Origin of the sequence: Phyllobacterium sp. TAF24 (genome assembly GCF_052113785.1) — a bacterium.
GTDB lineage: Bacteria > Pseudomonadota > Alphaproteobacteria > Rhizobiales > Rhizobiaceae > Phyllobacterium.
In genome coordinates this window covers 84,949-97,266 of record NZ_JBFRDN010000006.1, presented here as the reverse complement: position 1 = coordinate 97,266, position 12,318 = coordinate 84,949, and the positions used below count along the sequence as shown (strand labels likewise).

Here is a 12,318-nt window from a genome sequence, read left to right as displayed (position 1 = left end):
TCGTCCGGATCAAACTTATGATTGGGTATGCCTTCAGATCATATGCTTTTTCCCCCAACTGAGCGAAAAACAGACAACGCGTCAGAGCGTAACGACGTCCGCACTTTGCTGAAGGCGGATATAGTCGTTATTGGTGCCGGACAGGCAGGGCTTTCCTCGGCATACCATCTGCAGCAACTTGGTCTCAAATCGTGGAAGAATTATCTGGTTCTGGACAAATCACCGGGCGCTGGCGGGGCGTGGCAATATCGCTGGCCATCCCTGACTTTGACGACTGTCAACCGCGTTCATGATCTGCCCGGTTTGCGGTTTTCCGATGCGGTGGATGTCGGTGACGAGGTAAAGGCGTCGGTGGCCGTACCGCAATATTATGCGGCCTATGAACGGAAGTTTGAACTGCCGGTGATCAGGCCGGAGACAGTGACCGTGGTCTGCGAACGGTCTGGCCGTTTTCGCGTCGAAACGGAGAGGGGAGGTTTTTCCGCCCGGGGCATCATCAACGCGACCGGGACGTGGGAAACACCCTATATCCCGACCTATCCGGGTGGCGAAAGTTTCAAGGGCCGCCAGCTTCATACCCATGACTATAAGACAGCCGATGAGTTTGCTGGAAAGCACGTCATTGTTGTTGGTGGGGGTATTTCCGCTTTGCAATTACTGGACGAGATTTCGCGCGTCACGTCGACAACCTGGGTGACAAGGCAGGAGCCGCAGTTTCGCGATCAGCCGTTCACGTTTGAGGATGGGCGCGCGGCCGTTGCTATTGTGGAAGATCGTGTAAGGCGCGGACTGGTGCCGGGCTCTGTTGTTTCAGTAACCGGCATTCCATGGACGCCAGCCTTGCGGGCCGCCCAAGCACGAGGGGTGCTCAATCGGTTGCCCATGTTCACGGATATCACTGAAAACGGTGTTCGTTGGGCTGATGGTACAGAACAGAGAGCGGACGTCATTCTCTGGTGTACCGGTTTCCGCAGTTCTCTGGACCACCTCGCGCCATTGCAAATCCGTGAAGAGAATGGCGGCATCATCATATCAGGCAGGCTGGCGACGCAGGTAGCCAAAGATCCGCGTATTCATCTGGTTGGATATGGACCTTCCGCCTCTACAATAGGCGCAAACCGCGCGGGCGGGGCTGCGGCGCGCGAGCTTGCGAACCATTTAGGATTGCTGGAAGGATAGGCTATTTGGCAGGGTTCGTACTGCATCCTTCCAGAAACAGTGTCGCAGCCATGGCAACGCGTGCCTCAATTTCCCGGTCTTCCGGAACACCTGCTAGACCCAGTGTTGCCATGCGAAACGGTTCTGCAGTCACCATGCTCAACAACATGGAAGCTGCAACCTTTGTGTCTTCAAGCTTGATCAGCCCACGTTTTTGCTGCTGTTCCAGAAAACGGGCAACCATTGCAGAACTTCTGGACGGCCCCTCCCGGTAAAAGGCAGTTGCCACCTCTGGAAAATTCAAGGCTTCCGCAGTTACGAGACGATAGAAAGCCACGGTTTGATCCGACAGGATGATATGGGCAAACTCGCTCAATATGTGTTCGAGTGCGCTTTTCAGCCCCAGCTTATCGAGGGATTCCGGATGAATTGTCTGAAGGAATTTATCCACCTTCGCGACGATTTCTTCCCCTCGTTCGGCAGTAATTGCAGCCAGTAGATCGGATTTCGTTGTCCAGAAGCGATAGATCGTTCGTTTGGCGACTCCAGCTTCGCGCGCGACCGTTTCCATCCGGGTTGCCGTATAGCCGTTCTTTAATAGGACCTGCGTTGCGACCTGCAGGATCAGATGTTTGGTTTCCGCATCGGATCGATTCTGAGGCCGCCCTCGTGGACGTTTGATCTCTTCCGTGTTTTCGCCGGGATCATCAGGGTCGATCTCAAGAGTAACTGTCAGGTTTGTCACCAGTGTTCTGCTTTCGGTCTTCAAAAATAGTTGCTCGTGCATTTTCTGTCTTGCAATCGGAATTGTCCAGACATAATTAGGGAACTGATTAGTTCCTTATTTATCTCCCCGACCCGAGTTCCCCCAACCCGTGCCGATCTAGTTTCTCAACCTAGGGCATTCACCATGACCAAAAACACGCAACCACTCGAGCTGAAGATTGAAAAGACACTGAGTGCTGATGAGGCAATGCCGGCACCACAGGGAACCGTTACGGAGCCGCCGAAGCCGCGTCCACGGAATGTTCGCCGCCTGCTTATGATTGGCGCTGCCGTGGTTGTTGTCGGGTTGGCTGCTGAGTTCGGCTGGCATTACTGGACAGTCGGCCGGTTTCAGGAATCAACCGATGATGCCTATGTAAAGGCCGATTCCACGATCGTTGCGCCGAAAGTCTCGGGTTATCTTCGTGAGGTGCTCGTCGCAGACAACCAGCCGGTTCATGCCAATGAGCCTTTGGCCAAAATTGATGATCGTGATTATGTCGTTGCGCTTGATCAGGCCAAGGCTGATGTAGCTGCCGCACAGGCCGATATAGAAAATACCATGGCAAGTATTGATCAGCAGCAGGCAGCGATTGCGCAGGCGCAGTCCACCGTGTCTGTTGATCAGGCTAGCCTGAAGTTCGCCCAGCAGGACAATGACCGTTACGGCGCCCTTGCAACGCAAGGCGCGGGCAGTGTGCAGAACGCGCAGCAGGCGGTGTCCAAACTTGATATTGCCAAGGCAACCCTGCAGCGCGACGAGGGAGCTGTTATCTCGGCGCAAAAGCAGATCGGCGTGTTGCAAGCGCAACTGGCGAAAGCCAATGCCGCACTCGCTCATGACAAGGCAGTACAGGATCAAGCGGAGCTTAATCTGAGCTACACCACGATCGTCTCACCCGTTGATGGGGTTGTCGGCAACCGTACGCTACGCGTCGGACAATATGTGCAGTCCGGCACCCAGCTTATGGCAGTAGTTCCAGTCGACAATGTCTATGTCATCGCGAACTTCAAGGAAACGCAGCTGACCGATGTGAAAAAGGGACAGCCGGTCGATATCGCTGTCGATACATATCCGGGTGTCGCGTTGAAGGGCGTTGTTGACAGTATTGCGCCCGCGAGCGGTCAGGAATTTGCCTTGCTGCCGCCCGACAATGCCACTGGCAACTTCACCAAGATCGTTCAGCGTATCCCGGTCAAGGTTGTGCTTGATAATGACAGCAAGCTGACTGGCCTGTTGCGTCCCGGCATGTCGGTCACTCCCACTATCAATCTCAAGAATGCGGATAGCGCGGCCAATTGTGGTGCGACTGCCTGCTACAAGGCCAGCAACTAAAAGATCCAAATAGGACGAAGAAAATGTCCGCTGCCGCCACACCCGCTGCCGATCTGGAACAGCCCGCAAGCATGAAGACATGGATTACTGTCTTTGCGGGCCTGATCGGCGCCTTCATGGCCGTGTTGAATATCCAGATTACCAATGCGTCACTGCTTAATATCGAGGGCGGTATTGGTACAGGTGTCGATAATGGTGCCTGGATATCAACGGCCTATCTCATTGGCGAAATCATTGTCATCCCTCTGACGGATTATCTCAGCCGGGTGTTCTCTTTCCGGCGGTTTCTGCTGGTCAACGCACTTCTGTTTCTGGCGTTCTCGGTAGCCTGTGCTTTTGCGCGCAATCTTGAAGAGATGATTATCCTGCGGGCAATTCAAGGCTTTACGGGCGGCGTGCTGATTCCCATGGCGTTCACGCTGATCCTGACGAAGCTGCCACGCTCCCAGCATTCAATCGGTATGGCTCTCTTTGCCATAACGGCCACGTTTGCTCCGGCCATCGGTCCGACGATTGGTGGATATCTGACCGAGAATTATGGCTGGCAGTATATTTTCTTTATCAATCTCGTACCCGGCGCCTTCATGGTCACTGCGCTCTACCTTAATCTTGAGCGCCAACCCATGAACCTTGGTTTGCTGAAGGAAGGGGATTGGTTCGGCATATTGGCTATGGCCATCGGTCTGGGCGCGCTTCAGACTGTCCTTGAAGAAGGCAATAAAAACGACTGGCTGGGTTCACCGTTCATCGTTCGCCTCACCATCATCGCCGTTGTCTTTCTGGCTCTGTTTGTCTGGATCGAGCTGACGGTGAAGAACCCGGCTGTAAACTTGCGTCTGTTAAAGCGGCGCAATTTCGGTCTTGGCACTGCCGCCAACATGCTTGTCGGCTTCGGCCTCTATGGCTCAGTATATCTGCTGCCGCAATATCTGGGACAAGTTCAGGGGTACAATTCCGAACAAATCGGCTCTGTCATGGCATGGACCGGTTTGCCGCAGCTTTTGATTATTCCGTTTGTTCCCATGCTGATGGGCAGGTTCGATACGCGGATTATTGTATTTCTCGGATTGTGTGTGTTCGGCGGCAGTTGCTTCATGAACGTTCACATGTCGGCCAACTATTCCGGTGATCAGCTCTGGGTTCCCAATATTGTGCGTGCCATCGGGCAAGCGGTCGTCATGGCTCCGTTGACGGCCATTGCAATGGTGGGTGTAGCGCGCAATGAGTCCGCTGCCGCATCTGGTGTCTTCAATATGCTGAGGAATCTCGGCGGTGCATTTGGCACGGCAATGCTTGCAACGATCGTCACCAAACGGGAGCAGTTTCACTCCAACACCATCGGCACCTCGGTCAATCTGTTCAGCGAGACAGTGCGTGGCAGGCTTGATCAGATGACGGCTTATTTTATGGCGCATGGTGTCAGTGATCCCGTCGCAGCGCGCGAGCAGGCTATTATTGCGCTCGGGCAGACGGTCAAGAAGCAATCGCTGATCATGGGTTACAGCGATACATTCGTTGTTCTCGGGGCCATGCTGATTATTGCTGCATTCTTTGTGCTTCTGACCAAGAAGGGGCAGTCGAGCGGCGCACCTGCTCATTAGAGGTTTGTCATGGATCGTCAGTAGCTTTCATATTGTGCAAGAAACGGGTTGAATCAAAAGCCTGTCGGCATGATGTTCATAACAAGTGAAAGATGGAGGCCATGTTATGGGTCAGACAGTGCACAATTATCTTGTTTTTGAAACCGAGGGCGGCTTTTGCGGAATTGCCTGGAACAGCCAAGGTGTCACGCGTTTTCAACTCCCGACAAAGAGCGCTGAATCAACCGAACGGCTTTTGTTAAGGCGTTTGCCGGTCGCGGAACCTGCCGCTCCCACGCCGGAAATTTCTGAAGCCGTAGCCGCCGTAAAACGCTATTTCAAAGGCGAGGAGACGGACTTTTCTGACATAAAGCTGGATCTTGATGGACAGGATGAGTTCTTCAAACGCATCTATGATGCTGTCCGGCGTGTCGGCTGGGGCCATACAGTCACTTATGGTGGTTTGGCGAAGGAACTTGGTGCCGGACCGGAAGCCGCGCGGGACGTTGGGCAGGCTATGGCGAAGAATCCGGTCGCGTTGATTATTCCATGTCACCGGGTACTGGCTGCAGGCGGCAAGGTCGGCGGTTTCTCCGCACCGGGTGGCTCGTCATCCAAAATTCGGATGCTTGAACTGGAAGGTGTCCACGTCGGGCCAACGGAGCCGGCACAGCAATCTCTGGGACTTTAGCGAACCTTTCAGAGGGTTGCCAAAGACACGATGAAGTGATGCGGTTCATTGGATAACACCGGCAAAAAGCACCTGAAAAAGCTGAGTTGGCTTCTCAATTATTGCTGCGAGCCCTAGAAACTCCACATAGATTGTATAATCTAAAGTCTACACGCGTGCCGGGCTCTTTGAAGATATTGAGTCCGGCACGCGCGGGTAAAGCCAATGAATGATTGGGATAGAAATCGTGACTGACGGAACTTTGAAAGAATCTGATTCGGGAAAACTGCAGACGGGAAATACGAAGCAGTCTTTTGAAACGGTCGGAATTGCACCGATGGAGCGCGCCAGCCGGGTCACGCGCTTTTTTATGAGCATTGTATCCTGGGCTGAGGGCCTCAATCTGAAATATGCCAAGTTCGGCAATCCTCCGGTTTATGACAATGCAACCTTTCCGTGGTCGAGCGAGATAGAAAAAGCCTGGCCGGAAATCCGCTCGGAACTTGACAAGGTTCTTGTTCGGCAGAGCGAATTGCCCGCATTTCAGGACATTTCCACCGATGTTAAAACCATTTCGACGGACAAGAGCTGGAAGACGTTCTTCCTGATCGGGTTTGGCGTGAAATCTGAACAGAATATTCTTGCCTGCCCGAAGACTTGGGCGGCCGTGCAAAAGATACCAAATCTGAAAACGGCAATGTTTTCGATCTTCGAACCCGGAAAGCATCTGCCACCGCATCGCGGGCCATATAATGGTGTGCTCCGTCTCCATCTGGGCATGATTGTTCCTGAACAGTCAGACAGGCTGGCAATTCGCGTCAAAGACCAGATTTGTCACTGGCAGGAGGGCAAGGCGCTCATTTTCGATGATGCCTATGAGCACGAAGCCTGGAATCATACGGATAAAACCCGCGTTGTTCTTTTCGTCGATTTCGTAAAGCCCACGAGATTCCCCGCCAATTTCGTCAATTGGCTGCTCATGAATCTGGCCGTATTCACCCCATTCATTCGGGAAGGGCTCGATAACCACAAGGAATGGGAAAAGCGCTTTTATGCGGAAGCGGAAAAGCTGCGCAATCAACCCGGTCGGTAAGCGAAGAAATGCGCCGGGCTAATTCACCCGGCGTTTCTCAAGTTTACGGGCGAGGGTGCGGCGGTGCATGCCAAGCCGTCTCGCCGTCTCTGATATGTTGAAGTCCGTCTCTACCAACATCTGATGGATACGTTCCCATTCCAGCGTCTTGATAGACGTCGGGCGTGCTGTCAGATCGATCTGTGTATTTCCTGCTGCCTTGCTGAATGCTGCTTCGATATCGTCGGAATTGGATGGCTTGGCCAGATAGTGACACGCACCAAGCTTGATTGCTTCCACGGCCGTTGCAATGCTGGCGAAACCCGTCAGCACGACAATGAGCATTTCCGGGTCATGGGCATGCAGTGCCTCGACGCAGGTGAGGCCCGAAGCGCCGGCAAGTTTCAGATCGACGATTGCATAGTGTGGCGATTGGGTCTTCAGAATCTCCTGAACTTCCTCAAGTCCGCTCGCCAACACGACACTGTATTCGCGCCGCTCAAAGGAGCGTTTCAGAGTCCGGGCAAACGCGGTGTCGTCTTCAACAATAACCAGCAGCCGTTCACTTGTCATGGTCACGCACTCCAATGGCGAGCGATGCAAGCGGCAACTCCAATGTCACAGAAGCGCCACCCTGCGGCAGATTGCGTGCATTCACGGCGCCCCCAAGTTTGCGTACCGCATTGACGACCAGAAAAAGCCCGAGACCACCGCCGAGGCGACCCTTGCTTGACTGATAAGGCTTGCCAAATTTTGCCAATATATCGGGCTGAAAGCCGGGACCTGCATCATTGACACGCAGTACCAGCATATCACCCTCGCGCTCCGCCAGAAATCCGACCCAACCGGGCGATGCATCGAATGCATTGTCAAGCACGTTGAATATGACCTGTTTCAGGGCTGAATCCGAGACGATTGTAAGATTGAGTCCAAAAGCATTCCCATAGGAAAGGGTTGTCGCAGACCGCGCGGCGCGCCATTCAGCGACAAGTTCGTCAAGGAAAGCATTGACGGTGGTGATAGCAGGAGCTTCTCCGCGCGCTTCACCGGCCGCGAGCAAAATCCCGGTCACAATCGCTTTGCAGCGCTGCACCTCTGCCTGCATTTCGTCGATTTCCTGCACAAGATCGGGGTTTTTGGCAAGGGCGGGAACGCGTCGCCAGTCCCCAAGAATGACCGAGAGTGAAGAAAGCGGTGTACCAAGCTCATGTGCAGCGCCGGATGCAAGCAGTCCCATACGGACAATATGATCCTCTTCTGCCGCATGCTGTTTCAAGGCAGCAAGGTTCGCATCGCGCTCGCGCAGATTCCGATTGATCCGCGCCACAAACACGACAAGGAGAGCAGCGTCCAGAACGAAGCAGATGAGCATGCCGATAATGTGGAGGCGAAAAAGCTCGTCGAAGCCTTGCCCGGGCAGGATAATGGGTTCGTAGAATACCGTAAGGCCAGCAAAGCTTGTGCAAGCTATGGCGACGATCGCTGAAGTCAGTCGCGCGTCCAGCAGCACCGCACTGAGCGTCACCTGCAAGAGATACAGGAAAATAAAGGGATTGGTTGCGCCGCCACTCAAATAGAGCTGCGCGGTGAGAGCAGCCACGTCGAACACAAGAACGATAAACAGAGAGGCCTGTGTGGTAATCTTGTCATTGCGCAGCCAGACAATGCTGGCGAGATTGAGCCCAATAATCCCAGCGAGAACCAGAAACATCGGAAGCAGCGGCAATTCAATATTGAACCATTCATGCACAACGGCAATCGTCACGATTTGTCCGACGACCGCGATCCAGCGAAGCTGGATCAGAAGGCTCATATTTTTCCAATTGGCGGTGTAATCGGCTGGCGGTGCCACGGGTCCAAGCCCGGTCATCAGACTATTTTCAGCTGCGCTGATCTGTTTCGACTCCACGCGTTCCGCCTCTGGGTTCAGCACTTGGCTCAATATGTCAGGACCGATTCAATCGTATGATTTTGCGAATTTGCCATTCATTCCGTCCAACGTAAATCGTAGCTGCGGCAAGCATAAGGGCCAGTACAAACCATGTTATGGCATAAACCAGATGATTGTTGGCAAAACGAATGACCGTCAATCCTCCAATGGGTGGTTGTTGCGATTTGGCATTGGAATCTGCATCAATAAAATAGGGGGCGATGACACCAAGGGATTTTGCTGTCGCGATTGCGTCAACATCGCGCGAATACCATCGATCGACAGAGGCATCGTTCCGCCTGAGGAAACCGCCTTTGGGTTCGCTCATGCGCATGAGGCCCGTTACCTCCGTGTCTGGGGTTTCCTGCCATGAGCTTTCCGCTGCTCCTTCTGGCACAAAACCCCGGTTAATCAGCACAGTAAAACCATTGTCTGTCTGAAAAGGGCTCATAAGCCAGTATCCGCTGCCGCGTTCAGTAACGGCTTTGACAAGCGTATCACGGTTTTGCAGAAAGCGTCCGCTCACATGGATATGACGATAGGTATCCTGATCACCAATCGCGGGCCAAGTATCTGGTCCCGGCGCAGGCGTCGCAGGTGCGCCAACACGTTGCTCGACACGCTCGATCAGATCCAGTTTCCAGACGCGTCGCTCCATCTGCCAGATACCAAGGCCGCACAGCAGAACGACCCCCAACAACGCGACAAGCCCAAACATGCCAAGCCGCCACAGAGATGTCGGTCGTGGGTTTGCAGGGTCGCCGCTGTCGTCAACATTGCCATCCATTGGCTATGCCATCAGGGGATCTGGCTCATATCGTGGCCGGGCATCATGTTGGTGTTCAGATGATACATGACCCATAGGGACCCGGTGAGCGTGATGACCACGAGGACGAGCGTGAAGATCAGTGCCATCATCGTCCAGCCATTTTCCGAAYGAACGTTCATGTGCAGGAAGAACACCATGTGCACAACAATCTGGATCACGGCCAATGCCATGATTGCGAGTGCCGTCCCCTGTTTGGAGTCCAGTGCGCCGGTCATAACGAGCCAGAAGGGAATGGCTGTCAGGACAACCGAGAGGCCAAAACCGATCAGATAGGATCGAAGCGAGCCGTGTGCGTGCCCGCCATCGTCCGGGTGGCTGTGATCATCAGTATGCGCCGTTGTCATCGCAACATTCCCATCAGGTAAACGAAAGTGAAAACGCCAATCCAGATGACGTCAAGGAAGTGCCAGAACATGCTGAGGCACATCAAGCGGCGCTTGTTTGCCGCGATAAGCCCATAACGTTTGACCTGTATCATCAGGGTTGTCAGCCAGACCAGACCAACGGTGACGTGCAGCCCGTGCGTTCCAACAAGTGTAAAGAAGGACGACAGGAAGGCGCTTCTCTGCGGCGTGGCGCCTTCATGGATCATATGCGAGAACTCGTAAAGTTCGATGCCAATGAACGCTAGGCCGAAGAGGCCGGTCAAGCCAAGCCAAGCCTGCGTTGCGCCAATCCGTCCCTTGTCCATCGTCAGCATGGCAAAGCCATAGGTGATGGACGAAAAGAGCAGCATTGACGTATTGATCGCCACAAGCGGCAGATCGAAAAGATCTTTTGGCGACGGCCCGGCTGCATAATTGCCGCCAAGCACGCCATAGGTTGCGAACAGCACCGCAAAGATGAGGCAATCGCTCATCAGGTAAATCCAGAAGCCGAACATGGTGCTGCCGCCTTCGGGATGATCGTGCTCATCAACCACGTAGAAAGTTGGTGTTGCGCTGTTCTCGTGAACCACGGAAGAACTCATTGTGCGGCTCCTGCGAGGAGAGCTGTCCGCTCACCTTCCGTGCGAATAACTTCATCTGCCGGTATGTGGAAGTCGCGCTTATAGTTGAATGTATGGCCGATCGTTACGGCGAGCATAGCCACGAAACCGAAGGCAGCCAACCACCAGATGTACCAGATCATGGCAAAGCCAAAGATGATGCTCAGAACCGCAAGGATAATACCCGTGCCGGTGTTTTTGGGCATGTGGATCGCCTTGAAGCCTTCGAGCGGACGTGTGTAGCCGCGTCTTTTCATGTCGTGCCAAGCGTCGAGATCATGAACCACCGGCGTGAAGGCAAAGTTGTAAGCGGGTGGTGGTGATGATGTTGACCATTCGAGCGTCCGACCATCCCAGGGATCGCCTGTAAAGTCCGCCAGCTTCTCACGGTTGCGGATGCTGACATAAATCTGGATGAGGAAGGACAGGATGCCGATAGCGATCAGGACAGCACCGAAAGCGGCGATGACGAACCAGATCTGCAGCGACGGATCATTGAACACCCGCAGGCGCCTTGTTACGCCCATCAGACCCAATACGTACAGCGGCATGAAGGCGAAGTAGAAGCCGATGACCCAGAACCAGAACGACATCTTGCCCCAGAACGGATCAAGCTTGAAACCAAATGCCTTCGGGAACCAATAGCTGATACCGGCAAAAAGGCCGAACAGCACACCGCCGATGATGACATTATGAAAATGCGCCACGAGGAACAGGCTGTTATGCAACACAAAGTCTGCCGGTGGCACGGCGAGCAACACGCCGGTCATGCCGCCGATAACGAAGGTCAACATGAAGGCAATCGTCCACATCATCGGCAGTTCGAAGCGGATGCGGCCACGATACATGGTGAAGAGCCAATTGAATATTTTGGCGCCTGTGGGGATCGAAATGATCATCGTCGTGATGCCGAAGAAAGAATTCACGCTCGCACCGGAACCCATGGTGAAGAAGTGGTGGAGCCAGACGAGATAGGCGAGAATGGTGATAACGACGGTCGCATAGACCATCGAGGTATAACCGAAGAGGCGCTTGCCGGAGAATGTGGAGGTCACTTCGGAGAAAATGCCGAAAGCGGGCAAAATGAGAATGTAGACTTCCGGATGGCCCCAGATCCAGATGAGGTTTACATACATCATCGGATTGCCACCAAAATCATTGGTGAAGAAGTTCGTGCCGACGTAGCGGTCAAGGCTGAGCAGAGCGAGAACGGCTGTCAGCACGGGGAAGGCGGCAACGATCAGGACGTTGGTGCATAGGGCTGTCCAGGTGAAGACCGGCAGCTTCATCATTGTCATTCCGGGCGCGCGCATCTTGACGATGGTCGCAACCAGATTGACGCCCGATAGCAATGTGCCGATACCGGCTATTTGCAGCGCCCATATATAGTAGTCCACCCCGACATCCGGACTGTATCCGATATTGGAAAGCGGTGGATAGGCGAGCCAGCCGGTCTTGGCAAACTCCCCGACGAACAGGGACATCATGACCAGTATGGCGCCAGCGGTTGTCATCCAGAAGCTGAAATTGTTCAGGAACGGAAAGGACACGTCACGCGCGCCGATTTGCAGCGGAACGACAAAGTTCATTAGGCCCGTGACGAGCGGCATGGCGACGAAGAAGATCATGATCACGCCGTGGGCGGTGAACACCTGATCGTAGTGATGCGCCGGGAGGTAACCGTCCGACCCGCCGAAAGCTATGGCCTGTTGCAGGCGCATCATGATGGCATCGGAAAAGCCGCGCAGCAACATGACGATACCCAGGACCATATACATGATGCCAATGCGCTTGTGGTCGATGCTGGTGAACCATTCGCGCCAGAGATAACCCCATAGGCGGTAATAGGTCAGTATTCCCACCAGTGCCAAGCCGCCAAGGGCCACCATTGCGAAAGTGCCGACAAGAATCGGCTCATGATACGGAAAGGATTCCAGCGTCAGGCGGCCGAAGACTGCTTTGAGAAGAGCGGGATTATCAAACATATCGG

Annotated in this window: 12 protein-coding genes; 5 read left to right on the top strand and 7 right to left on the bottom strand. The window is 54.0% G+C overall.

Translation table 11 applies throughout. From position 1 onward, the window contains the following. Nucleotides 1–42: 42 nt before the first annotated feature. Entirely contained in the window at nucleotides 43–1,179 is a 1,137-nt protein-coding gene (locus AB4Y96_RS07605; RefSeq protein WP_441916474.1) for an NAD(P)-binding domain-containing protein, read from the top strand. A 1-nt stretch (nucleotide 1,180) separates the two neighbouring features. Here the strand turns inward: AB4Y96_RS07605 and AB4Y96_RS07600 are convergent, their stop codons facing one another. Then, on the bottom strand, nucleotides 1,181–1,903 hold the full coding sequence (locus AB4Y96_RS07600) for a TetR/AcrR family transcriptional regulator (protein WP_175540621.1): 723 nt from the start codon (nucleotides 1,901–1,903) through the stop codon (nucleotides 1,181–1,183). 165 nt (nucleotides 1,904–2,068) lie between these two features. Here AB4Y96_RS07600 and AB4Y96_RS07595 point away from each other — a divergent pair, with 165 nt between their 5' ends. The 4 genes from AB4Y96_RS07595 to AB4Y96_RS07580 all read left to right on the top strand — a co-directional run bounded on the left by AB4Y96_RS07595 (nucleotide 2,069) and on the right by AB4Y96_RS07580 (nucleotide 6,602). After that, nucleotides 2,069–3,259: an HlyD family secretion protein gene (locus tag AB4Y96_RS07595; RefSeq protein ID WP_091881342.1), complete on the top strand. Its 1,191-nt coding sequence runs from the start codon at nucleotides 2,069–2,071 to the stop codon at nucleotides 3,257–3,259. Nucleotides 3,260–3,282: 23 nt separating this feature from the next. Beyond that, the gene (locus tag AB4Y96_RS07590) at nucleotides 3,283–4,860 is read left to right on the top strand and encodes a DHA2 family efflux MFS transporter permease subunit (protein ID WP_091881339.1); all 1,578 of its coding nucleotides are present in this window, start codon (nucleotides 3,283–3,285) and stop codon (nucleotides 4,858–4,860) included. 106 nt (nucleotides 4,861–4,966) lie between these two features. Beyond that, nucleotides 4,967–5,530, top strand: coding sequence for a methylated-DNA--[protein]-cysteine S-methyltransferase (locus AB4Y96_RS07585; protein ID WP_441916473.1), 564 nt, complete (start codon nucleotides 4,967–4,969; stop codon nucleotides 5,528–5,530). Between the two features lie 226 nt (nucleotides 5,531–5,756). Beyond that, the gene (locus AB4Y96_RS07580; protein WP_441916472.1) at nucleotides 5,757–6,602 is read left to right on the top strand and encodes an aspartyl/asparaginyl beta-hydroxylase domain-containing protein; all 846 of its coding nucleotides are present in this window, start codon (nucleotides 5,757–5,759) and stop codon (nucleotides 6,600–6,602) included. 18 nt (nucleotides 6,603–6,620) lie between these two features. Here the strand turns inward: AB4Y96_RS07580 and AB4Y96_RS07575 are convergent, their stop codons facing one another. The 6 genes from AB4Y96_RS07575 to cyoB form a co-directional block, all read right to left on the bottom strand. Further along, nucleotides 6,621–7,154: a response regulator transcription factor gene (locus tag AB4Y96_RS07575; protein ID WP_091881330.1), complete on the bottom strand. Its 534-nt coding sequence runs from the start codon at nucleotides 7,152–7,154 to the stop codon at nucleotides 6,621–6,623. After that, the gene (locus tag AB4Y96_RS07570; RefSeq protein WP_244518396.1) at nucleotides 7,144–8,451 is read right to left on the bottom strand and encodes an ATP-binding protein; all 1,308 of its coding nucleotides are present in this window, start codon (nucleotides 8,449–8,451) and stop codon (nucleotides 7,144–7,146) included. The genes AB4Y96_RS07575 and AB4Y96_RS07570 overlap by 11 nt, the downstream gene beginning before the upstream one ends. Nucleotides 8,452–8,527: 76 nt before the next feature. Next, nucleotides 8,528–9,298 carry an SURF1 family protein gene (locus tag AB4Y96_RS07565; RefSeq protein WP_441916471.1) on the bottom strand — a complete coding sequence of 257 codons (771 nt, stop codon included), beginning with the start codon at nucleotides 9,296–9,298 and terminating at the stop codon, nucleotides 8,528–8,530. A gap of 11 nt (nucleotides 9,299–9,309) precedes the next feature. Then, nucleotides 9,310–9,684 carry a cytochrome o ubiquinol oxidase subunit IV gene (gene cyoD / locus AB4Y96_RS07560; RefSeq protein WP_441916470.1) on the bottom strand — a complete coding sequence of 125 codons (375 nt, stop codon included), beginning with the start codon at nucleotides 9,682–9,684 and terminating at the stop codon, nucleotides 9,310–9,312. Continuing rightward, nucleotides 9,681–10,310, bottom strand: coding sequence for a cytochrome o ubiquinol oxidase subunit III (gene cyoC / locus AB4Y96_RS07555; protein WP_091881322.1), 630 nt, complete (start codon nucleotides 10,308–10,310; stop codon nucleotides 9,681–9,683). The genes cyoD and cyoC overlap by 4 nt, the downstream gene beginning before the upstream one ends. Continuing rightward, nucleotides 10,307–12,313 carry a cytochrome o ubiquinol oxidase subunit I gene (gene cyoB, locus AB4Y96_RS07550; protein ID WP_441916469.1) on the bottom strand — a complete coding sequence of 669 codons (2,007 nt, stop codon included), beginning with the start codon at nucleotides 12,311–12,313 and terminating at the stop codon, nucleotides 10,307–10,309. The genes cyoC and cyoB overlap by 4 nt, the downstream gene beginning before the upstream one ends. Nucleotides 12,314–12,318 lie beyond the last annotated feature (5 nt).